The 19,984-nt window shown below is 70.1% G+C and carries 19 protein-coding genes; 10 read left to right on the top strand and 9 right to left on the bottom strand.

Annotated features, from left to right (window positions below; translation table 11 throughout):
- Window positions 1–43 precede the first annotated feature (43 nt).
- The 3 genes from AB8P05_RS28435 to AB8P05_RS28425 all read right to left on the bottom strand — a co-directional run bounded on the left by AB8P05_RS28435 (window position 44) and on the right by AB8P05_RS28425 (window position 3,790).
- Window positions 44–409 (bottom strand): response regulator, encoded by a 366-nt coding sequence (locus AB8P05_RS28435; protein WP_014189670.1) that lies wholly within the window; start codon window positions 407–409, stop codon window positions 44–46.
- Window positions 410–494: 85 nt separating this feature from the next.
- The gene (locus AB8P05_RS28430) at window positions 495–995 is read right to left on the bottom strand and encodes a chemotaxis protein CheW (RefSeq protein WP_111070250.1); all 501 of its coding nucleotides are present in this window, start codon (window positions 993–995) and stop codon (window positions 495–497) included.
- On the bottom strand, window positions 992–3,790 hold the full coding sequence (locus AB8P05_RS28425) for a hybrid sensor histidine kinase/response regulator (RefSeq protein ID WP_472761396.1): 2,799 nt from the start codon (window positions 3,788–3,790) through the stop codon (window positions 992–994). Before AB8P05_RS28425 ends, AB8P05_RS28430 begins: the two co-directional genes overlap by 4 nt.
- A 205-nt stretch (window positions 3,791–3,995) precedes the next feature.
- Here AB8P05_RS28425 and AB8P05_RS28420 point away from each other — a divergent pair, with 205 nt between their 5' ends.
- On the top strand, window positions 3,996–4,169 hold the full coding sequence (locus tag AB8P05_RS28420; protein WP_455175268.1) for a hypothetical protein: 174 nt from the start codon (window positions 3,996–3,998) through the stop codon (window positions 4,167–4,169).
- An 18-nt stretch (window positions 4,170–4,187) separates the two neighbouring features.
- On the opposite strand, the gene AB8P05_RS28415 is transcribed toward AB8P05_RS28420, so the two are convergent.
- Window positions 4,188–4,874: a histidine phosphotransferase family protein gene (locus AB8P05_RS28415; RefSeq protein ID WP_455175267.1), complete on the bottom strand. Its 687-nt coding sequence runs from the start codon at window positions 4,872–4,874 to the stop codon at window positions 4,188–4,190.
- 124 nt (window positions 4,875–4,998) lie between these two features.
- Between AB8P05_RS28415 and AB8P05_RS28410 the strand changes: the two genes are divergently transcribed.
- The 3 genes from AB8P05_RS28410 (at window position 4,999) to AB8P05_RS28400 (ending at window position 7,349) form a co-directional block, all read left to right on the top strand.
- Complete coding sequence (locus AB8P05_RS28410; RefSeq protein WP_455175266.1) at window positions 4,999–5,178, top strand: DUF3553 domain-containing protein; 180 nt, start codon at window positions 4,999–5,001, stop codon at window positions 5,176–5,178.
- A 117-nt stretch (window positions 5,179–5,295) separates the two neighbouring features.
- Entirely contained in the window at window positions 5,296–5,418 is a 123-nt protein-coding gene (locus AB8P05_RS28405) for a hypothetical protein (protein ID WP_310115319.1), read from the top strand.
- 125 nt (window positions 5,419–5,543) lie between these two features.
- The gene (locus AB8P05_RS28400) at window positions 5,544–7,349 is read left to right on the top strand and encodes a sensor histidine kinase (protein WP_472761395.1); all 1,806 of its coding nucleotides are present in this window, start codon (window positions 5,544–5,546) and stop codon (window positions 7,347–7,349) included.
- Between the two features lie 23 nt (window positions 7,350–7,372).
- Here the strand turns inward: AB8P05_RS28400 and AB8P05_RS28395 are convergent, their stop codons facing one another.
- Window positions 7,373–8,302, bottom strand: coding sequence for a DMT family transporter (locus AB8P05_RS28395; protein ID WP_472761394.1), 930 nt, complete (start codon window positions 8,300–8,302; stop codon window positions 7,373–7,375).
- 108 nt (window positions 8,303–8,410) lie between these two features.
- On the bottom strand, window positions 8,411–9,448 hold the full coding sequence (locus AB8P05_RS28390) for an esterase-like activity of phytase family protein (protein ID WP_472761393.1): 1,038 nt from the start codon (window positions 9,446–9,448) through the stop codon (window positions 8,411–8,413).
- 243 nt (window positions 9,449–9,691) lie between these two features.
- Here AB8P05_RS28390 and AB8P05_RS28385 point away from each other — a divergent pair, with 243 nt between their 5' ends.
- Window positions 9,692–10,393 carry a sensor histidine kinase gene (locus tag AB8P05_RS28385; RefSeq protein WP_455175262.1) on the top strand — a complete coding sequence of 234 codons (702 nt, stop codon included), beginning with the start codon at window positions 9,692–9,694 and terminating at the stop codon, window positions 10,391–10,393.
- Between the two features lie 17 nt (window positions 10,394–10,410).
- Here the strand turns inward: AB8P05_RS28385 and AB8P05_RS28380 are convergent, their stop codons facing one another.
- The gene (locus AB8P05_RS28380) at window positions 10,411–10,800 is read right to left on the bottom strand and encodes a NifB/NifX family molybdenum-iron cluster-binding protein (RefSeq protein WP_472761392.1); all 390 of its coding nucleotides are present in this window, start codon (window positions 10,798–10,800) and stop codon (window positions 10,411–10,413) included.
- 234 nt (window positions 10,801–11,034) lie between these two features.
- Between AB8P05_RS28380 and rpoH the strand changes: the two genes are divergently transcribed.
- The 3 genes from rpoH to pcp all read left to right on the top strand — a co-directional run bounded on the left by rpoH (window position 11,035) and on the right by pcp (window position 13,560).
- A complete protein-coding gene (gene rpoH / locus AB8P05_RS28375; RefSeq protein WP_472761391.1) occupies window positions 11,035–11,913 on the top strand; it encodes an RNA polymerase sigma factor RpoH in 879 nt (292 codons plus the stop codon).
- A gap of 127 nt (window positions 11,914–12,040) precedes the next feature.
- Window positions 12,041–12,898, top strand: a complete 858-nt coding sequence (locus tag AB8P05_RS28370; protein WP_472761390.1) for an urea carboxylase-associated family protein — start codon at window positions 12,041–12,043, stop codon at window positions 12,896–12,898.
- 14 nt (window positions 12,899–12,912) lie between these two features.
- Window positions 12,913–13,560, top strand: a complete 648-nt coding sequence (gene pcp / locus AB8P05_RS28365) for a pyroglutamyl-peptidase I (RefSeq protein ID WP_472761389.1) — start codon at window positions 12,913–12,915, stop codon at window positions 13,558–13,560.
- 77 nt (window positions 13,561–13,637) lie between these two features.
- Here the strand turns inward: pcp and AB8P05_RS28360 are convergent, their stop codons facing one another.
- Both AB8P05_RS28360 and AB8P05_RS28355 read right to left on the bottom strand, forming a co-directional pair.
- Window positions 13,638–14,264, bottom strand: coding sequence for a glutathione S-transferase family protein (locus AB8P05_RS28360; RefSeq protein WP_472761632.1), 627 nt, complete (start codon window positions 14,262–14,264; stop codon window positions 13,638–13,640).
- A gap of 95 nt (window positions 14,265–14,359) precedes the next feature.
- Window positions 14,360–15,169 carry a substrate-binding periplasmic protein gene (locus AB8P05_RS28355; RefSeq protein ID WP_472761388.1) on the bottom strand — a complete coding sequence of 270 codons (810 nt, stop codon included), beginning with the start codon at window positions 15,167–15,169 and terminating at the stop codon, window positions 14,360–14,362.
- A gap of 425 nt (window positions 15,170–15,594) precedes the next feature.
- On the opposite strand from AB8P05_RS28355, the gene AB8P05_RS28350 reads away from it, so the two are divergent.
- Window positions 15,595–18,942, top strand: a complete 3,348-nt coding sequence (locus AB8P05_RS28350) for a response regulator (protein WP_472761387.1) — start codon at window positions 15,595–15,597, stop codon at window positions 18,940–18,942.
- A gap of 130 nt (window positions 18,943–19,072) precedes the next feature.
- Complete coding sequence (locus AB8P05_RS28345; protein WP_472761386.1) at window positions 19,073–19,972, top strand: response regulator; 900 nt, start codon at window positions 19,073–19,075, stop codon at window positions 19,970–19,972.
- Window positions 19,973–19,984: the final 12 nt, after the last annotated feature.

Below are 19,984 nucleotides of genomic sequence, written 5' to 3'. Positions count from 1 at the left end.
CCCGGTCAAGACATGCCGTCGCGACGGGACGCTGCGGCAGCCGTCACAGCAGGCCGACCTGCGCGAACTTGGTCTGGATGATGTCGCTGTCGAAGGGCTTCATGATGTACTCGTTGGCCCCGGCGGACAGCGCCTCCTGGATGTGGGCGAGATCGTTCTCGGTGGTGCAGAAGACCACCTTGGGCTGTTCGCCCCCGCTCATCTTGCGCAGCCGGCGCAGGAACTCGATCCCGGTCATCACCGGCATGTTCCAGTCCAGCAGGATGGCGTCCGGCATCTGCGCCGCGCAGGCCTCCATCGCCTGCTTGCCGTCCTCCGCCTCGGTGCAGGTGAAGTTCAGCTCTTCCAGGATCTTGCGCGCGACCTTGCGGACCACGCGGCTGTCGTCGACCACCAGGCAGGATTTCATTGCGGCAGGGCCTCAGGTCATCTGTTCGTCGGCAAAAGCCGGCCGGCCGGAACGGCGCCGTCCCCGGGGATGGCGCCGAAGACCGTCAGGCCGTCTCGATGGTTGTGAAGTTGAGCAGACGAGGCACGTCCAGCACAACCATCAACTGGCCGTTCAGCCTATAAATTCCGGTAGAGACCTCCCGCCAGCGCGGATCCAGCGTCGCCGGGTTCCGCTCGAAGTCCTCCTTGGTCAGGCTCAGCACCTCGCCGACCGAATCGACCATCAGGCTGTACAGCTCGCCGCGCAGGTCGACGACGATCGACATGCCCGGCTTGTCCTTCGGCCGGCCGGTCAGGCCGAGCCGCAGGCGGACGTCGATGGCGGTGACGATGCGGCCGCGCAGGTTCAGCGATCCGGCGACCTCCGGCGGGGCCAGCGGGATGCGGGTGATCCGCTGATGGCCCAGCACGTCCTGCACCTGAAGGACCGGGATGCCGAACATCTGGTCGGCGATCGTCATGGTCACATAGTCCTGGTTGCCGGAGACGACGATGTCGTCGCCCTTCGACTTTCGGACGGTGGACGGCAGCTTGGCGTTGCTCATGCGGCACCTTTCTGTTCGGTCAGCGTCTGCTGCAGCGCGAAGAGCAGCGCGTCACGGTCGAACTTGGCGACATAGTCGTTGAAACCGGCGATTCGGCCGCGGTCGAGATCGCGGGCGCTGGCGTGGCTGGACAGCGCCACCATCGGCACGCCCTGCCAGCGGCTGCCGTGGCGCACCGCCTCGGCGAAGTCGAAGCCGCTCATGCCCGGCATCTCGATGTCGGAGACGATGACGTCGAAGTCCTCGCCCGCCTCGCAGAGCGCCAGCGCGTCGCCGGCATTCTCCACCGCCGTCACGTCGTAGCCGGCGACCGACAGCAGCGGCGTCAGCAGGTTGCGGAAGAAGGGGCTGTCGTCCACCAGCAGCACGCGCTGCAGCTTCTCCTCCTCGAACCCCTCCTGGGTGGAGGAGCCGAACCAGTCCTTGTAGGCCTGGGTCAGGAAGAAGCCGGCGTCGATCACCTCGGTCGCCTTGCCGGCGATGATGGCCGACCCCATCAGGCCGGGACGCTCCGCGGCCAGCTGGACGTTCAGCTTCTCCTCCACGATGTCGACGATCTCGTCGACGATCAGGCCCATCGAGCGGTCGCCGTCGGCGAACACCAGGACGGGCTGGCGGCCTTCGCTGCCCAGCATGAAGTTCGGGTCGATCGGCACCAGCGGCATCAGCTTGCCGCGGTACTGGACCACCGGCAGGCCGTTCGACAGCTCGACCGTGGCGAGATCGACGTCCTCCAGGCGGGCGACCAGCGACAGCGGCACCGCCTTGGGCGCGCCCTCGCCGGCGCGGAACAGCAGGAGCGCCATCTTGTCCTCCTGGCGCTGGGTCTGGACCGCGGTGGTCTCCTTCCCGGCGGCCTCGCCCATCGCCATCTCGCCGGTGGCCGACGCGATGCCGTTGGGGTCCAGGATCATGATGACCGAGCCATCGCCCAGGATCGTGTTGCCCGAGAACATCTCGATGTGGCGCAGGATCGGCGCCACCGGCTTCACCACGATTTCCTCGGTGTCGAACACGCGGTCGACCATGATGCCGAAGGTGTAGGTGCCGACCTGGGTGACGACGATGAAGGTCTCGTCCGCCGGCTTCTTGGCGTCCTCGCTGTCGTCCAGCCGCAGCAGCTGCTGGAGCGAGACCAGCGGCAGCAGGCGGTTGCGCAGGCGCAGGACCGGCGTGCCCTTCAGGCGCTCGATGGTGTGCTCGCTGTCGGATGCTGCGCGCACCAGCTCGACCACGCTGATCTGCGGGATGGCGAAGCGCTCGCCGGCGCATTCAACGATCAGGGCGGAGACGATGGCCAGCGTCAGCGGGATCTTGATGACGAAGGTCGAACCCTTGCCCTGGGCCGACTTGATCTCGATCGTGCCGCCGATCTTCTCGATGTTGGTCTTCACCACGTCCATGCCGACGCCGCGGCCCGACACGTTGGTGACCTTGGCGGCGGTGGAGAAGCCCGGCTTCATGATGAACTGGATGATCTGCTGGTCGGTCATCGAGGCCAGCTCGATCTCCGACGCCATCCCGTTCTGGATCGCCTTCTGCTTGATCCGGTCGATGGCAAGGCCCTTACCGTCGTCCTGGATCTCGATGATGATGTGGCCGCCTTCGTGATAGGCGTTCAGCGTGATGCGGCCGGTCTCCGACTTGCCGGCCTTCAGGCGCTCCGCCGGGATCTCCAGGCCATGGTCGGCGCTGTTGCGCACCATGTGGGTCAGCGGGTCCTTGATCAGCTCCAGCACCTGGCGGTCCAGCTCGGTGTCGGCGCCGAGCATCTGGAGGTCGATCTTCTTGTTCAGTTCGTGCGCCAGGTCGCGCACCAGGCGCGGCAGTTTGGCCCAGGCGTTGCCGATGGGCTGCATGCGCGTCTTCATGACGCCTTCCTGCAGCTCCGACGTCACATGGTTCAGGCGCTGCAGCGGGGCGGCGAACTCGCTCTCCTTCTGCGACCGCAGGATCTGCAGCAGCTGGTTGCGGGTCAGCACCAGCTCCGAGACCATGGTCATCAGGTTTTCGAGCAGGTCGACGTTGACGCGGATGGTCTGGGCGGCGACCGCCGATTCCTTGGTCGCGGCCTCGGCACCCGCATCGGCGGCACCGCCGCCGGCCGAACCGCCGCCCGAACCACCAGCGCCCGCCATCGGGGCGACCGGTGCCGGCACCTTGGCGGCAGCCGGCTCGGCGTCGGGAACGACGAGGTCCTGCGACGGGGCGGGCTCATCCGCCGGCTCCGGTGCGCGGGTGGCGACCGCGGTGCTCGCCGCCGGAGCGGGAATGTCGTTGGGGCCGGGCGTGGAGTTCCACAGCGCCTCCAGCTCGTCCAGCGTCACCGGCCGCTCTTCCGATGCCGCGACCGCAGGCGCGGTCGGCGGCGGGGGCGGCGGCGGCGGAGCGGCGGCGGCCGGAGATGGCCCGCCCAGCTTGCCTTCGGCGCACAGGTTCAGCCGCTCGATCAGCGGCAGGTCGTCGCCGGGCGGTTCCGCCTCGGTCGCTTCCAGAACCGCCAGCAGGCTCTTGATGGTGTCCAGAGCCTGCAGGATCAGCGACACCGCTTCCGGATTGATCGTCAGTTCGCCGTCACGGAACTTGCCCAGCACGTTCTCCGACGCGTGCGCCACCTTTTCCAGGCGGGGCAGGCCGAGGAAGCCGCAGGTTCCCTTGATGGTGTGGACGAGCCGGAAGATGTTCGACAGCAGTTCCGGATTGTTGGGATTCTGCTCCAACCGGACCAACTCGACGTCTAGCACCGAGAGGTTTTCGTTGGTCTCCGTCAGAAATTCGGACAGCAGATCATCCATGTCGCATTCCCCAGGCCCAATGTTTATGGTCCGCGCCGGCCTGCGGCTCGAACGGGCAGCATCGAAGGGCCGCCGGTTGCGCTCCAGTCCAGGTAGGGCGGGAGCCTGTCAAACACTGATTAAGAGAACCTTACCTCTTCCGATAGGGAGTCTTCCGGAAGCTTCCACCGGTAGGATAAGGGATCCGTTGTCACAGGGAGGATCGATGACCGACGCCGAACTCGCCCAATCCGTGCGCGACGCCGTGGAGCGCCTCAACGCCGCCCTGGCGGAGGCGGCGCGCCACAATCTGGCCGTCACGCTGCGCACCACGTCCCACCAGACCACCGGCGGGGTGGAGCAGGTCGTGGTGGAACCGCGGATTTTCAAACAGCTGTGAAAACGGACGTGCGGAGCCTCACCACTCCGCCGTGAAGACCAGCCGCTCGCTGCTTTCGGTGGCGGCGGAGATGCGGAAGCCGTCGCTCTCGGCCAGCCGGCCGGCCAGATAGGCGTGGATGGTGCGGGGCGTCAGCGCCTCGGCCGACGCCGTGCCGGCCAGGGCGGCGGCGGCGTCCGGGTTCAGGGTGCCGGGGCGCCCGGCGGCGGTCACGGTGATGCGGCCGGCCGTCTCGTCGCCGTCGGCCGCGACGGACACCAGCCCGCCATGGGTCAACGCCTCGTCCGCCAGCAGGACGAGGTTCAGCACCAGCTTCACGACGCCGCGGCGCTGGGCGGTCATGTCGTGCGGCACCCGTTCCGGCCAGTCCAGCCGGGTGCGGCCGCCCTCGACATAGCCGGCGGCGGAGGCGCGGGCGTCGCCGAAGCCCTTCTGGTCGCGCCCGGCCAGCCCGTAGGCCAGCCGGAACACCCGCAGCCGGCGGTCGGCCTGGCCGGAGGAATGGTCGATCAGCTTCACCGCCTCGCCCAGGAAACCGCCGGCCAGACCACCGCCGCCGTCCTCGTCCTCCTGCATCTCCTCGATCAGTTCCAGGCCGTTGCGGATGGCGCCGACCGGGCTGACCAGATCGTGGCAGAGCTTCGACGCCAGCAGTTCCAGGACGCGGATGTCGACGCTGACGGGTTGGGAAGGCGATTCGGTCACGAGACGGTCTCCGGTGGGAAAAGGAGCGGCGACGGCGCGGTGCCGGCGATTCTATACTCTCCCGGCGCCGCCGCACAGGCGGTCGCATTTCCTATGTACAATAGACTGACGGATGGGACGCGACATGGACGATTCGCTGGTGCCCGGCGCCTGGGTGCGCCACCCGGACCGGCCCGACTGGGGGCTGGGGCAGGTGCAGTCGGCCATCCGCAACCGCATCACCGTGAATTTCGAGCATGCGGGCAAGGTGCTGATCGACAGCGACGTCATCTCGCTCTCGGTGGTGGATCCGGACGAGGGCTGATGGCGGCTGCGCATCCGCAAGCCGCCGCTCCGGGAAAGCGCGGATTGCGCCGCCGGGGCCGCTTTGCTTTTATGCGCCAAATCCGAACATGCCGAATCCAAACCAGGGAGATACGAGATGAAGGCCATGATCCTCGGCTTCGCCGCCGCCGCGGTGATCGCGCTGGGTGCCGCCGTGGCGTTGAACTCCATCGGTCACTCGACCGCGGAGCGCTTCTCCAGCTCCACTGTCAGGCTTTAAGGGAACAACCCCCTCGCCCGTTCCACGAAAAGGCGACTTCCGGCGCCGCGGTTCGCGGTGTAGCATCGGCCGATCCATGACCGGACACGGCGGGCCGTCGGTTGATCTCGCGTCTCAAAGGGGGAATGGGCGCTTTCGGCGTGGCGCTGATCGTCGGCTTCAACGCCATGATCGGCTACGATCTCCTGCATGAACGCACCGAGACCATAAACCGGGCGCGGGAAGAGAATGCTGCAATGGCGCTGGTGCTGGAGCGCCATGCGACCGACAGCTTTTCCGGCGTGTCGAAAATCCTCGCCGGCGCGGCGGAGGTGCTGGCCGTCCGCGGCGACAGCTGGGAGCGGGGCGATGCCGACGTGCACGCCCTGCTCGGCCGCCAGGCCGCCCAGTCACCGCTGATCCGCGCCGTGCTGGTGGTCGCCGCCGATGGCAGTCTGGTCCACGATACCCAGACCTTGAACCCCGCCCAGCTGGACCTGTCGGACCGCGATTACCTGATGGCCCATCGTGACGGGCTGGTGGCCGGCGGAGCGGACGGAATTTTCGTCGGCAATCCGGCGCGGGGGCGCACCTCCGGCACCTGGTTCATCGGCATGAGCCGGCGGCTGAACGCCCCCGACGGCCGCTTCGCCGGGGTGGTGGTCGCGGTGATGGAACCGACGGCCTTCCGCGGATTCTACCGGACGCTGGCGCTTTCCGGCGACGCCGTGGTGACGCTCTATCATGCCGACGGGCCGGTGATGGCCCGCTTCCCCGACCACGACACCCACATCGGCCGCTCGGCCCGCCATCTGCCGCTGTTCGCCCGGCTGCTGAAGGGGGCGCCGGCCGGCACCGAACTGCTGGACAGCGCCGGCGACGGGCCGCGGCGCATCCTCGCCTACCGCTCCTCGGCGGAGATGCCGCTGGTGGTGACGGTGTCGTCGTCGCGCGATGCGGTGCTGGCCCCCTGGTGGTCCAAGGCGATCATGCTGTCGGCGGCCGGCCTCGCCGGCACGCTGCTGCTCGGGCTGATGATGCTGGCGCTGATGCGCGAGGCGGGGCGGCGCGAACGGGCGATTACGGACCTGCAGGACAGCGAGCGGGCGCTGCGCGACAGCCAGCACCGGCTGATCGAGGACATCGCCGCCCGCCACCGCATCGAGGCGGAGCTGATCGCCGCCAAGCAGGTCTCCGACGCCGCCAACCGCGCCAAGACGCAGTTCCTGGCGAACATGAGCCACGAGCTGCGCACGCCGCTGAACGCGGTGATCGGCTTCGCCGAGGCGCTGGAAAGCGGCATCTTCGGCGCGATGACGCCCAAGCAGACCGAGTATGTCGGCGACATCCGCCGTTCCGGCCAGCATCTGCTCAGCCTCATCAACGACATCCTCGACACCACCAAGATCGAATCGGGCAAATACGTCCTGCACCAGGAGGAGCTGGCGGTCGAGGATCTGATCGGCGAATGCCTGCGCCAGATGGAGCCGCTGGCGGCCGAGAAGGGCGTGACCCTGTCGGCCAGGCTGGACGATTGCCTGCCCATCCTGTACGCCGACGCCCGCGCGGTTCGGCAAATCCTGCTGAACCTGCTGTCCAACGCCGTGAAGTTCACCCCGCCCGGCGGACGGATCGCGGTGGAGGCCGACCGGGCGGCGCGCAGCCTGCGCCTGCGGATCTCCGACACCGGCATCGGCATTCCCGCCGCCGAGCTGGACCAGGTGATGGAGCCCTTCCACCAGGTCGACAACTCCCACAGCCGGCGCTATGCCGGAACCGGGCTGGGGCTGCCGCTGGTCAAGTCGCTGGTGGAAATGCAGGACGGGCGCTTCGTCCTGACAAGCGTGCTGGGGCGCGGCACCACCGCCACCGTCCTGTTCCCGCCCGGACGCCTGCGCAACCGCCCCGCCGACCTGACGGCGCTGGACCGGGCGCGGACGGTCGCCGTGTGAGAATTCGGGGAGGGGACCTCCTGTCAGGCCCGCCGCTTTCCGACGATGACCAGGGCGATGCCGCCCAGCACGGCGACGGAGGAGACCGCCAGCGTCGGCGTGATCCGCTCGCCCAGCGCCAGCACCGCGGCCAGCGCGGTGATGACCGGGACGCTCAACTGGACGGAGGCGGCGCGGGCGGCGGTCAGGGCGGGCAGCGCGGCATACCAGATCGCATAGCCCACGCCCGACGCCAGCGCCCCGGACAGGACGGCATAAAGCAGGCCGCCCGCATCCCAGCGCAGCCCGCCGCCGGTGAACGGCCCGGCCAGCGCCACCAGCAGGGCCAGCGCCGCCGCCATCGGGACGGCGCGCAGGAAATTCCCGGCGGTGGTGGCGATCGGGTTGCGGCCGGCCCGCCCCAGCAGCGAATAGACGCCCCAGGCGGCGCCGGCCGCCACCATCAGCAGCGCCCCCAGCGGGTCGGGCGCCGACAGCCCCGGCGCCAGCAGCAGCGCCAGCCCGCCGAGCGCCAGAACCAGCCCGCCCCATTGCAGCGGCACCAGCCGTTCGCCGCGATACAGCCCGACCAGGATCATGGTGGCCTGCACCGCCCCGAACAGCAGGAGCGCCCCGGTCCCAGCGGTCATGGTCAGATAGGCGAAGGAGAAGGCCGCCGCATAGGCCAGCAGCGCCGCCGCACCGCGCCAGCTGCCCGCCCCGGACTTCGCATGGCCGGTCGCGCGGGCGATCAGCCACAGGCTTGCGGCGCCGGAGGCGATCCGCACCAGGGTGAAGCCGGCCGGGTCGATGGCGGTCTGGGTCAGGGCCAGCCGGCACAGGATGGAGTTGGCGGCGAAGGCCAGCATCGCCAGCAGGGTCAGCAGCGCCGCCCGCCTCAGCCCGGGGGCCGCCGCCGGAACCGCCGGAGCGACGCCGGCCTGCGCCGCCCCCGGTCTATCGCTTGCCGCCATGATTGTTTCCTTTGTAAACATCAGGAGCAGCTAGCCGCAAGGCCGCCCCGCTGTCAAACCCGCGGCAGGCATCGCCCCGTGCGACTTTGGTCGGATGCGGACGGGATGTCAGGAAGACGGGCCGTCCAGGGCGAACTGCAGCAGGTAGGTGCGCTGGAGCGAGCTGAAATTGTCGTCGGAGATCAGGTAGACCAGCGTTTCCCCCGCCGGTCCGGGGCGGGTGGCGATGCCTTCGAAATTGTCGTTCACCAGGGGCGACTCCAGCCGGGCGAGTTCCTCCCCCTCGATGACGGCGCCGGCCGTCAGCTGGCGCGGCGCCACCCGGACCAGCCGCGACGACCAGCCGCCCAGAAGCGACACCCGCCGTTCCAGCACCAGAACGCCGCCGTCGGCCAGCGGCGCGACGCCCGTCGGCCGGTAGCGGGGCGCCGCGCGGTAGGTGAGAGGCTGCCAGTCCGCGGCACCGCGCGGCACGGCCATGCCCGGCGAACCCATGCCGGAGACCCAGGCGCGGCGCTCCTGCCGGCCGTCGTCCCCGCCCTCCTCGATGGCCAGCAGCCGGCCGTCGGGAAGGCGGGTCAGGGCCTCCAGTCCGCTGTTCTCCGGGGCGCCCTCCATCCCCGGCGGAAGGGGGATCGGCGTCGGCGTCCCCTCCGGCCCGCGGTCGCCGCCGGAATAGCGCAGGATGCGGTGGTCGCGTTCCAGCGAGACCAGCCAGCTGCCGTCGGCCAGACGCGCCAGATCCTCGGCATCGGTGCGGCGCTTGCGCCGGGAAATCCCCTCCTCCACCGGCAAGGGGCGGGCGCGGACGCCGGCAACCCCGGTCAGGCGACCCGCGGCGTCGGTCCGCAGCCGGCCGTCCACCACCAGCCCGGTGTCGCCGACGGCGACGAATCGCCCGCCCTCCGGATCGACCCACAGGCCGGACAGCCCGCCGACCTGCTCGCCCCCGGCGATCTCGAGGCCGCCCAGGAAGCGCAGCGGCCCGACCGCCGCCTTCTCCGGCCGGCCGCGGTCGAGCGGCACCTCCCTGGCGGTGACAATTTCCGGGCCTGCGGAGCCGCCGCCTGCCCCGACCATCGCGGCGCAGCCGCCCGACAGGGCCGTCAGCAGCAGGCCCCACACCAGCATCTTTCGCATCGTCATGCGGCCACTCTTGCCAGTGCAACCGAGGGATACAACCTATCTTTCGGCGGGCACCCGCCCGCCCCCGCCGCCCGCCCATCCGGGACCGGCGGGTTGCGCCGGGACCGCCGCCGCACCTCGGTCATAACGGTTAGGCGCGGCGGGTTACTCCCTCAGAACCGGTGGGGCCGGCCGGACAAGCGCTTAGATTGACGAATGTTTTCGATGATGCTTACCTGTGATGACCGAGCCGAGTCCGTTCCCATGCCGATGCTTCCGCGGTCCCAGGCCGCCTACTCTCCTCCGGACCAGCCGGGCGACGGCGTCGCGTCCGGGGCGTCCCCGGCCGACCGGCTGACGGCGCGCATCCAGGAGCTGGAAGCCGAGCTTCGGGAACTCCAGCATCGCGCCAAGAACAGCCTGCAGTTGGTGATCAGCCTGCTGAAGCTGCAGGCCGGCCGCATCCGCGACCCCGACGCCCGCGCCGCCTACGAACAGACCATGGTGCGCATCGAGGCGCTGGCGATTCTTTACCGCCAGCTGCACGAGAGCGGCGCCGGCACCCATGTCGATCTCGGCCGCTACGTCACCGCCCTGTGCGAGGCGGTGCGCGAAGGCACGCCGGGTGCCCTGTCCCGCGTGCCGGTGACGGTCAACTCCGACCCGATCCAGATCGGCCTGTACGAGGCGATGCCGCTCGGCCTGATCATCGCGGAGCTGGTGACCAGCTGCCTGCACCATGCCTTCCCCGACGACGGCTGGATCCGCATCACCGTGCGCCAGGGCGACGGCGGCCGCGCCCGCCTGACGGTGGAGGACAACGGCCGCGCCCTGCCCGCCGGGTTCGACACCACCGCCGAGGACGGCCTGATGCTGGCCGAGGCGCTGGCCGGCCAGCTGGGCGACACGCTGTCCACCGACAGCGACGCCGCCGGCACCACCGCCAGCGTCAGCTTCCCGGTCTGAGGCGGTCTCCCGCCGCCTCAGTGGCGGTGCCCGTCACCGTCGTGATGGCCATCATGATGCTCATGCGGGTGTTCCGGCTCGGGGGCGGGCTCCAGCGTGCCGGCGAACCAGCCGCGGATGGCACGGACCGGATCGGTCTCCGTCGTCGTCACCGGTTCGATGCCGCGGCGCTTCATGTGCGCGACGAATCCGGCGCCGGACGATCCGGTGACGACCACCCGCACCGCGTCGATCGGGTGGGGCCGGCCGTCGCCGCAGAGGTGCAGCACCTCCTCCTCCCCCAGCTCGATCCGGCCGGTCTCGACCGGGTCGGCCCCGGCCTCCGCCTCATAGACCAGGAAGCGGCGGGTGCGGCCGCCATGGGTGGCGATGGTCTGGAAATCCTTGGTGCCGACGGCGATCTTCATGGCATGCGGTTCCCTCGCGATGGTGCCCGGCGACATCCCGGTCCTGCCATGTTTCGGCTTGCCCCGCACTGAGCGAGGTCAATCGGCGCGGACGCCCGGCGCTATACCCGACCGCCGCGCTTGACTTTCAGCACCGATTTTGTACTATATGCCTGCCTGCTCCGCCGGAGAGGCCTGGGCCTGCCGTTCCCGGGGGTCCTGCATCCGTCATATCGCTTTGCATGAGGATGTGACATGAGCACCGCCATTGCCCTCCGTTCGCCCGATTCCGGCGAATCGCTGTCCCGCTACATCAACGACACGCACCGTTACCCGGTCCTGACGGCCGAGGACGAATACATGCTGGCCAAGGCCTGGACCGAGCATGGCGATGTCGATGCGGCCCACAAGCTGGTCACCAGCCACCTTCGTCTCGTCGTCAAGATCGCCGGCGGCTATCGCGGCTACGGCCTGCCGCTGTCCGACCTGATCGCCGAGGGCAATCTCGGCCTGATGACCGCCGTCAAGAAATTCGAGCCTGAGCGCGGCTTCCGCCTGTCCACCTACGCGATGTGGTGGATCAAGGCGTCGATCCAGGATTACATCCTGCGGTCCTGGAGCCTCGTGAAGATTGGCACCACCGCCGCGCAGAAGAAGCTGTTCTTCAGCCTGGGCCGCCTGAAGCGGAAGCTGGGCGAATACGGCAGCGGCGACCTGCAGCCCGACAACGTCACCCGCATCGCCACCGACCTTTCGGTGCCGGAGGACGACGTCGTCGCCATGAACCGCCGCCTGTCGGCGCCGGTGGCCTCGCTCAACGCCCCGATGAGCGCCGACGGCGATTCGGCCGAATGGCAGGATCTGCTGGCCGACGACCGTCCGTCGGTGGAGGAGTCGCTGGTCGAACGCGGCGAGGCCCGCCAGCGCAGCGCCCTGCTGCACGAGGCGATGGGCGTGCTGAACGACCGCGAGCGCGACATCCTGACCAGCCGCCGCCTGTCCGACAGCCCGCTGACCCTGGAAGACCTGTCGGTCCGCTACGGCGTCAGCCGCGAGCGCATCCGCCAGATCGAGGAACGCGCCTTCGAGAAGGTCGCCCGCCAGACCCGCGTCCTGGCCGCCGCCGCGGCCTGAGGGCGGCCCAGCCAATAGCAGCCCTGCGATTGGCTGCCCTGCGAACAGCTGTTGCACGCGGCGCTCCTCCCTCGCCATGATCGGCCCTCCGGCCCGGCCGGCCCGATCACCCCCTGAGGAGACCGCGATGCCCAGCTATCCCGCCGCCTACCAGGCCAGCAAAGGGTCGGCGCTCGATGTCGACCGCGCCTTCTACGGACGCATCGGGTCGCAGACCGAAGGGCGGGAACTGGTGGACAGCTTCGTCGTGCCGATCCGCTCCGGCCGCGCCTGGACGGTGCCGGCCGGCCATGTCTTCCGCATCGTCACCGTCGAGGGGCCGCAGGTCGCCGACCTGAACATCTGGAACCGCCACAACCCGCGCGAACGCTTCTGGGCCTCGCGGACGCGGCAGCTCCAGCAGGCGCATGTCAGCACCTTCGACCGGCTGTGGTCGACCCTGCCCTATCTGCGGCCGCTGGCGACCATCACCCACGACACGCTGGCCGATTACGGCATCGACGAGTATGGCGGCCGGGTCCACGACCTGCTGGGCACCCGCTGCGATCCCTACGTCAACCGCATGCTGACGGGGGAGGATTTCCACCACCACTGCCATTCCAACCTGACCCGCGCCGTCGCCCCCTACGGCCTGACCGAGTTCGACGTGCATGACGTGCTGAACGTCTTCCAGGTCACCGGGCTGAATGCCGAGGACAAGTATTTCATGAAGGCCTGCCCGGCCAAGAAGGGCGATTTCCTGGAGTTCTTCGCCGAGATCGACCTGCTCTGCGCCCTGTCGACCTGCCCCGGCGGCGACCTCAGCGTGCCGCTGTGGGGGCCGGACGCCCGCGACCCGCTGGAGGTCTGCCGGCCGCTGGGCGTCGAGGTCTACCGGCTGGACCCGGCCCTGCTGGAAGGCTGGTCGTCGCCGGAGGTCGCGGCCTACCGCGGCAACCACGGCATGGCGCTGCAGACCCCGTCCTGGGAGAAGGACCCGGCCTGACCCGAGGGGGCTTGATGCCGACGATCCTGCTCACCGGCTTCGAGCCCTTCGGCGGCGAGGCCGTGAACCCGTCCTGGGAGGCGGTGCGGCAACTCGACGGCTGGGAATGCCGCGGCCACCGCGTCGCCGCAAGGCTGATGCCCTGCGTGTTCGGCGCGTCGCTCGACGCGCTCGACCGCGCGGTGGCGGAGACCGACCCGGTGGTCCTGCTCGCCGTCGGGCAGGCGCAGAGCCGGGCGGAGCTGTCGCTGGAACGGGTGGCCGTCAACCTGGACGACGCCCGCATTCCCGACAACGCCGGCAACCGGCCGGTGGACGCGCCGGTGGTGGCGGGCGGCCCTGCGGCCTATTTCGCCAGCCTGCCGGTCAAGGCCATCGCCGCCGCCCTGCGCGATGCCGGCATCCCCGCCGGCCTGTCGCACAGCGCCGGCAGCTTCGTCTGCAACCACCTGTTCTACGGCGCCTGCCATCTGCGGGCGGTCCGGCGCCCGGCCCTGCGCGTCGGCTTCCTGCACATCCCGCTGGCTCCCGGACAGGCGGTGCGCCATCCGGGTTCGCCGTCGATGGCGGTCGAACAGGTGGTCGCCGGCCTGCGCATCGCGGTGGAAACCATCCTGACGACGGCCGAGGACCGGCGCGAGGCGGCGGGGACGCTGGAATGAAGGCGGCCTCGAAGCCGCCCGCCCGCCGAACATGACCGTGTTCCGCCTTCGCGGGGATGCCCCACGACCTCCCTTCTTCAGGCGCTGATCGAAAAGGGCTGCACCACCGCCTGGAACTCCGCCATCGCCTCGCAGGCGTCGGAATGGGCGGCAAGCGCCGGCCAGCGGGCGCGGTCGAAGACGGTGGGATGCGCTTCGCCGATGAAGCGCAGGGCGCAGCCGGCGGCGATGTCGGCATGGCCGATCCGCCCGCCGAACCACCAGGGACCCGCCGCGGCGGCACGGTCGGCCTCCAGCACGTCGAGGACGGCGCCGATCTGCCCGGTGCAGCGCTCCATCCACAGGTCCGACCTTTCCTTGTGCAGGACCCGCTCGTAGACGAGGCTGACCGCCTTGTCGGCCAGCCCGGTCGCCAGCGCGCACAGCTTGAGCGCACGGCGGCGTTCCGCACCCCGGCGGGCGATCAGGGCGCGGTCCGGCCCGGCGGCCTCGTCGAGATGGTCGAGGATGGCGCCGCTCTCGATCAGCACCTCCCCGTCGTCCAGCACCAGGGTCGGCACCCGTTTCAGCGGGTTGAAGCGCGCAAGCTCCGCCGCGTCGGCGAAGACCGACCAGGGCCGGTGCTCGTAGTCCATGCCGTAGAGCCGCAGGGCGACGGCGACGCGGCGGACGAAGGGCGAATCATACTGTCCGATCAGGATCATCGACGGCTTCCCCAGGATGGTGTCGTCCACAATGCTGGACCTCGGCACATATCCTAACCCGGATCGGTCCCGCCGCCGCATTCGCGGGGCGCGCCTCAGTCCCGCGCCACGATGGGGGTCAGCTTGTAGCGGGCGGCGGCGGTCTCCAGCCGTCCGTCGGCCTTGATCGCGGCGACGAAGGCATTCACCCGCTCCAGCCACGCCGCGTCGCCCGGCGCCACCGCATAGGCGTAGGGCGTGGGCTGCACCGGCATGTCCGGCACGACCAGCCGCGCCCAGGGATGGAAGGCCAGCATGCGCTGACCATAGGGATAGTCGGTCAGGAAGGCGTCGGCGCGGCCGGCCTGCACCTCCTCCTCGCGCTCCTGCGGGCGGGTGACGGCGACGATGCGGGCGGCCTTCATCGCGCTGCGGGCGTAGCCGTCCATGTAGGTGTCCTTCTGCACCGCCACGACGTTGCCGCTGCGGTCCAGATCCTCCCAGCGGCGGATGGTGTCGTTGGTCTGGGTGGTCACCGCATAGATGCCGCTGCGCAGGTAGGGCTGGCTGAAGGCCACGCGCTGCGCCCGCGCCGGGGTGGCGCCGATGGCGAACATGCCGATGTCGCAGCGGTCGGCCAGCAGATCGTCGATGAAGCGGGGAAAGCTGCTCTCCACCACCGTCAGCTGCACGCCGAGATCGTCGGCGAAGGCCTGCGCCATCTCGGCGTCCAGCCCCTCCAGCGCGCCGGTCCGCGGGTTCCGGAACGAGATCGCGTAGTAATCAGGCCAGGAGCAGACACGAAGTTGCTTCTGTGCTGCAATTTTCTGAAGTCTCCCCTCCTGCGCCATCGCCGGAGCGGTGTTGCCGGCAGCCAGAAGGGAGAGAATTGTACAGCAGACAGCCAAAAGGAGCCGCGTCGCCATGTCACACCTTTCGTTAACCACTCGAGCCTGTTCTTTATCGCCGCCGCGCAATGCCATGCGGGGGAAGCGGCATCTTAGCATCGACCGGTTGCAAACGGCAGTGGATGCTTGGCGTATGGTCCGCGTACCTGCTATTGTCGCGAGCGTCGATTTCGGACAGCGCCGCCGGGCCGAACGCGGATGACCACGCTGCCCGACCTAACCCGTTCGACCACATCTGACCGTCCGGAACGCAAGCCCTGTCCCCTCCCCCAGCAAAAGCGGATCTGAAGGGTCTTTCCCAAAAGCGCGGCGGCATCATCGCCTTTGCCCTTCTGGCCGTCTTCGCCCTGCTGATCAATCAGGGGCAGCAGCTGATCGCCGCGCGCAAGGCGGCGCTCGACACCGCGGAGATCAACCTCGCCAGCCTCGCCGCGGCGCTGGAGGTGTCGACCACCCGCACGGTGCAGTCGGTGGACGTCACGCTGTCGGCCATCGTCGATTCCCTGTCCGACGCCAGCTGGACGGGCGAGGACGGCCGGCCCGGCCCCGATCTGGCGGCGCTTCTGACCGACCGGCTGCGGCGGTCGCCGCATCTGCGGGGCCTGACCCTGCTCGACCGCACCGGCCGCATCCTCGCCACGACCGAGGGCGCGCATCCCGCCGACGCCTACCTGACGGAGCTGGACGCCTTCCGCCTGCAGGCGGCCGGCCAGGGCAGCGGTCTGGTGATCGGCGATCCGCGGCCGGGACGCGGCCTGCTGGACCGCGCCGCCGGGAGCGAACGGTCCGGACGCTGGCTGCTGCCGATGAGCCGCGCGCTGCGCGACGCCGACGGCCTGCTGCAGGCGGTGGTCGTCGCCACCGTCAACCCGGACTATTTCCAGGGGCTGTACCGCGCGGTCCAGGGCGGCGACGCGGCCGGGGTGGGCGACCGCATCGCGCTCTACCGTTATGACGGCACGCTGCTGACCGTCCAGCCGCAGGCGGGGGAGGACATCGGCAAATCCTTCGCCGCGACGCCGCTATTCCGCCAGCGCCTGCCCCAGGCCGAATACGGCGTGTTCAGGCATTCCGGCACCGACATCGGCGCCGGCCCCGACACGCGCATCGTCGCCTACCGGACGACCCCGGTCTGGCCGCTGGTGCTGACGGTCAGCGTGCGGCAGGACGCCGTGCTCGCCGACTGGCGCGACAATCTGTGGACGGCGACCCTGCTGTCGGGCGGCATGATCCTGCTGCTGGGCCTGTTCGGCCTGCTGCTGGCCCGGTCGCTGGCCGCCCAGCGCCGCCAGGGCGAGGAGCTGGAGGAGGCGAACGCCCGCCTGTCCGCCATCGTGGACACCGCGGCGGAGGGCATCGTCACCGCCCGGCCCGACGGGGTGATCGAAGCGGCCAACCCCGCCGCCCATGCCATCTTCCGCTGCGCCCCGGGCGGGCTGGTCGGCCAGCCGGTGACGGACCTGCTGCCGGCCGACAGGCGCGAGGCCACCGCCCGCAGCCTGTCGGAAATCGCCGGCGGCGGCCGCCCCATGGACACCGCCATCCGCGGAGAGACCGTCGCGGTGAGGCCGGAGGCGGGAAAGGCGGGGGGCGAGGAGTGCTTCCCGCTGGCCTACTCCATGGCCCTGGTGCGGACCGCGGCCGGGCCGCTCTTCGCCGCCATCCTGCGCGACCTGACGGAGGAGAAGCGGCTGGAGCACACGCTGCGCGACGCCAAGGAGCGGGCGGAGGACGGGCAGCGGATCAAGATGGAATTCCTCGCGACCATGAGTCACGAGATCCGAACGCCGATGAACGGGGTGATCGGCATGGCCGGGCTGCTGCTCGACACGCCGATGGAAGCCGAACAGCGCACCTATGCCGAGACCATCCGCGATTCCGCCGAATCGCTGCTGGTCATCATCAACGACATCCTGGATTTCTCGAAGATCGATGCCGGCCGCCTGGACCTGGAGGTCGGCGAGTTCGAACTGGTGCCGATGGTCGAAAGCGTGGCGGAGATCCTGGCGCCGCGCGCCGCGGCCAAGGGGCTGGACCTTGCCAGCTTCGTGCCGCCGGGCCTGCGCGGCACCCTGCTGGGCGACGCCGGGCGTCTGCGCCAGATCCTGCTGAACCTCGCCGGCAACGCGGTGAAGTTCACCGACAGCGGCAGCGTCACCATCCTGCTGAGCGAGGAGCCGCCCGATCCCGGCCTGCCGGCGGCGGGGGACGGCGTCCGCGTCCGCTTCGAGGTGCGCGACACCGGCATCGGCATCCCGGAGGAGGAGCGGCCCCGCCTGTTCGCCATGTTCACCCAGGTCGATTCCTCGCCCGCCCGGCGCCATGGCGGCACCGGGCTGGGGCTGGCGATCTGCAAGCGGCTGGTGGAGCTGATGGGCGGCCGCATCGGGGTGGAAAGCCAGCCGGGCGTCGGCAGCACCTTCTGGGTGTCGATCCCGCTGAAGCGCGGCACCGGCAGCGCCCATCCGCCGGCCCCCACCGGCGACTGGGCCGGCCGCCGCTTGCTGCTGGTGGACGATATCGCGGTCAACCGCGACCTGCTGACCCGGCAGTTGGACGGGTTCGGCATCGTGACCGAGACCGCGGAGAACGGCGAACAGGCACTGGACCGGCTGGTCGGCGCCGCCCGCGACGGCCGTCCCTTCGACGCCGCGATCCTCGACCACCGCATGCCGGGCCTGACCGGGCCGGAGCTGGCGCAGCGCATCCGCGCCACCCCGGCGCTGGCAGGGATCCGTCTGGCGCTGGCCTCCTCCCAGAGGCTGGAGGGGCAGGAGCCGGAGCGGGCGCCGGTCGACACCCATCTGCCGAAGCCGATCCGCTTCAGCACCCTCTGCCAGTGCCTCGCCCGCCTGCTGGAGCCGCAATCGACATCGGGCCGATCGGGGCCGGAGACGAAGCCGGCAGACCCGGTCCCGGCATGGCCGGCGCGGTCCGGGACCGTCATCGCCCTGCCTGCGCGGGCACCGGCCGACCCGGCGGCGCAGGCCAACGGCAAGCCGCGCGTCCGCGTCCTGGTGGCGGAGGACAATCCGGTCAACCAGCAGCTGACGCTGGCTCTGCTGCGCCGCGCCGGTCACAGCGCGGAGGCGGTGTCCAACGGCGAGGAGGCGGTGGAGGCGGTGTCCGCCCGCCGCTACGATCTGGTTCTGATGGACGTCCAGATGCCGGTGATGGACGGGCTGGAGGCGACGCGGCGCATCCGCCGGCTGTCGGGGCCGGCCGCGCGCATCCCCATCGTGGCGCTGACCGCCAACGCCATGCAGGGCGACTCCGCCATCTGCCTGGAAGCCGGCATGGACGACTATCTGTCCAAGCCGATCAACGCCCGCAAGCTGCTGGACACCATCGCCCGCACCGTGAAGCCGGCCGGCGGAGAGGATGGCGGCCCCGGCGGCGAGCCCGCCGGCGCGGCTGCCTCCCCTCCTGCCCCTCTGGAACCGGCGACCGTCAACATGGAGAAGATCGAGGAGCTGCGCGACGCCCTGGGCAAGGACGGCTTCGCCCTGCTGCTGGAGACCTTCTTCAGCGACAGCCCGGCGCATCTCGACCTGCTGTGCCGCGCCATCGAGCGCGGCGACTGCGCCGGCATCGAGCGGGAGGCGCACATCCTGAAGGGCTCCGCCGCCAATGTCGGCTTCGACCGGCTGGCCGACACCGCCCATCATCTGGTCGCCGCCGCCCGCAAACGGGAACTGGACGCGCTCACGCCCGCCGCCGGCACCCGCGTCGCGGAGGAGCTGGAGGGCGCCCGCCGGGCGGCGGCGGCGTTGGAGGCGCCCGTCGGCTGACAGGCGGCCCGGATCGCCGGGCATACTGCGGCGCAATGCCGCCGGTGATTGTGCGATAATCGCAGTTTCAGTAAAATGCGGCGGAATTCACCTCTATCCCGTCCCGCGCAGCGCTGGAGTGATGCCGCCCATGGCCGATGCCGTCACCGCTCTGGTCGTCGACGACGAGGAAATGACCCGCGCCATCGTTGCCGGGTATCTTTCCCGCATCGGCTACCGGACGCTGGAGGCGGAGACCAAGGCGCAGGCCTGGGACATCCTGTCGTCCGGCGGCGCTGCGATCCATGTGGTGCTGCTCGACCGCCGCCTTTCCGACGGCGACGGGCTGGAGCTTTACGAACGGATGAAGGCGGTGCCGGAACTGGCCGACATCCCCGTCATCGTCCAGACCATCTCCGACAGCAGTGCGGAAATCGCGGCGGCCATCCGCGCCGGGGTGTTCTATTACCTGATAAAGCCCTATGACGGCGCGCTGCTGCGCTCCGTCGTCCGGGCGGCGGAGGAGAGCACCGGCCGGCTGAGGAGCCTGCAGGGCGACCTGCGGTCCCGGTCCGACGCCATCGCGCTGCTGCGCGACGCCCGTTTCCGCTTCCGCACCCCGCAGGAGGCGCAGAACCTCGCCATCGCCCTGTCGTCGGTCGCCTGCACCGGACACAGCCTGACCTTCGGCCTGTCGGAGATCCTGGTGAACGCGGTGGAGCACGGCAACCTCGGGATCGGGTTCGAGGCGAAGGGCCGGCTGAAGGCCAGCGGCATGCTGGCCCGCGAGATCGAAGCCCGGCTGGCATCGTCCGAGCACCGCGACAAATACGCCACCCTGCATGTGGAGCGCAGCGACAGCCGCGTCATCTTCACCGTCACCGACATGGGGCCGGGGTTCGACTTCGACCGCTACCTGTCGGTCGACGCCTCGCAGTCGCACGCCACCCATGGCCGCGGCATCGCGCTGGCCCGCATGGTGGGATTCGACCAGCTGACCTTCGTCGGCACCGGCAACCGGGTGGTGGGGATCGTCAATCTCGACCGGTGATAGGGCCGGGTA

The organism is Azospirillum sp. VT-I1 (assembly GCF_055698305.1).
This window is presented reverse-complemented; position numbering and strand designations above follow the sequence as displayed.

Bases quoted from the DNA above. Each gene is read 5' to 3' on its own strand.
- AB8P05_RS28435 (WP_014189670.1), bottom strand. From the start codon at position 409: ATGAAATCCTGCCTGGTGGTCGACGACAGCCGCGTGGTCCGCAAGGTC.
- AB8P05_RS28430 (WP_111070250.1), bottom strand. From the start codon at position 995: ATGAGCAACGCCAAGCTGCCGTCCACCGTCCGAAAGTCGAAGGGCGAC.
- AB8P05_RS28425 (WP_472761396.1), bottom strand. From the start codon at position 3,790: ATGGATGATCTGCTGTCCGAATTTCTGACGGAGACCAACGAAAACCTC.
- AB8P05_RS28420 (WP_455175268.1), top strand. From the start codon at position 3,996: ATGACCGACGCCGAACTCGCCCAATCCGTGCGCGACGCCGTGGAGCGC.
- AB8P05_RS28410 (WP_455175266.1), top strand. From the start codon at position 4,999: ATGGACGATTCGCTGGTGCCCGGCGCCTGGGTGCGCCACCCGGACCGG.
- AB8P05_RS28405 (WP_310115319.1), top strand. From the start codon at position 5,296: ATGAAGGCCATGATCCTCGGCTTCGCCGCCGCCGCGGTGATCGCGCTG.
- AB8P05_RS28400 (WP_472761395.1), top strand. From the start codon at position 5,544: ATGGGCGCTTTCGGCGTGGCGCTGATCGTCGGCTTCAACGCCATGATC.
- AB8P05_RS28395 (WP_472761394.1), bottom strand. From the start codon at position 8,302: ATGGCGGCAAGCGATAGACCGGGGGCGGCGCAGGCCGGCGTCGCTCCG.
- AB8P05_RS28390 (WP_472761393.1), bottom strand. From the start codon at position 9,448: ATGACGATGCGAAAGATGCTGGTGTGGGGCCTGCTGCTGACGGCCCTG.
- AB8P05_RS28385 (WP_455175262.1), top strand. From the start codon at position 9,692: ATGCCGATGCTTCCGCGGTCCCAGGCCGCCTACTCTCCTCCGGACCAG.
- AB8P05_RS28380 (WP_472761392.1), bottom strand. From the start codon at position 10,800: ATGAAGATCGCCGTCGGCACCAAGGATTTCCAGACCATCGCCACCCAT.
- rpoH (WP_472761391.1), top strand. From the start codon at position 11,035: ATGAGCACCGCCATTGCCCTCCGTTCGCCCGATTCCGGCGAATCGCTG.
- AB8P05_RS28370 (WP_472761390.1), top strand. From the start codon at position 12,041: ATGCCCAGCTATCCCGCCGCCTACCAGGCCAGCAAAGGGTCGGCGCTC.
- pcp (WP_472761389.1), top strand. From the start codon at position 12,913: ATGCCGACGATCCTGCTCACCGGCTTCGAGCCCTTCGGCGGCGAGGCC.
- AB8P05_RS28360 (WP_472761632.1), bottom strand. From the start codon at position 14,264: ATGATCCTGATCGGACAGTATGATTCGCCCTTCGTCCGCCGCGTCGCC.
- AB8P05_RS28355 (WP_472761388.1), bottom strand. From the start codon at position 15,169: ATGGCGACGCGGCTCCTTTTGGCTGTCTGCTGTACAATTCTCTCCCTT.
- AB8P05_RS28345 (WP_472761386.1), top strand. From the start codon at position 19,073: ATGGCCGATGCCGTCACCGCTCTGGTCGTCGACGACGAGGAAATGACC.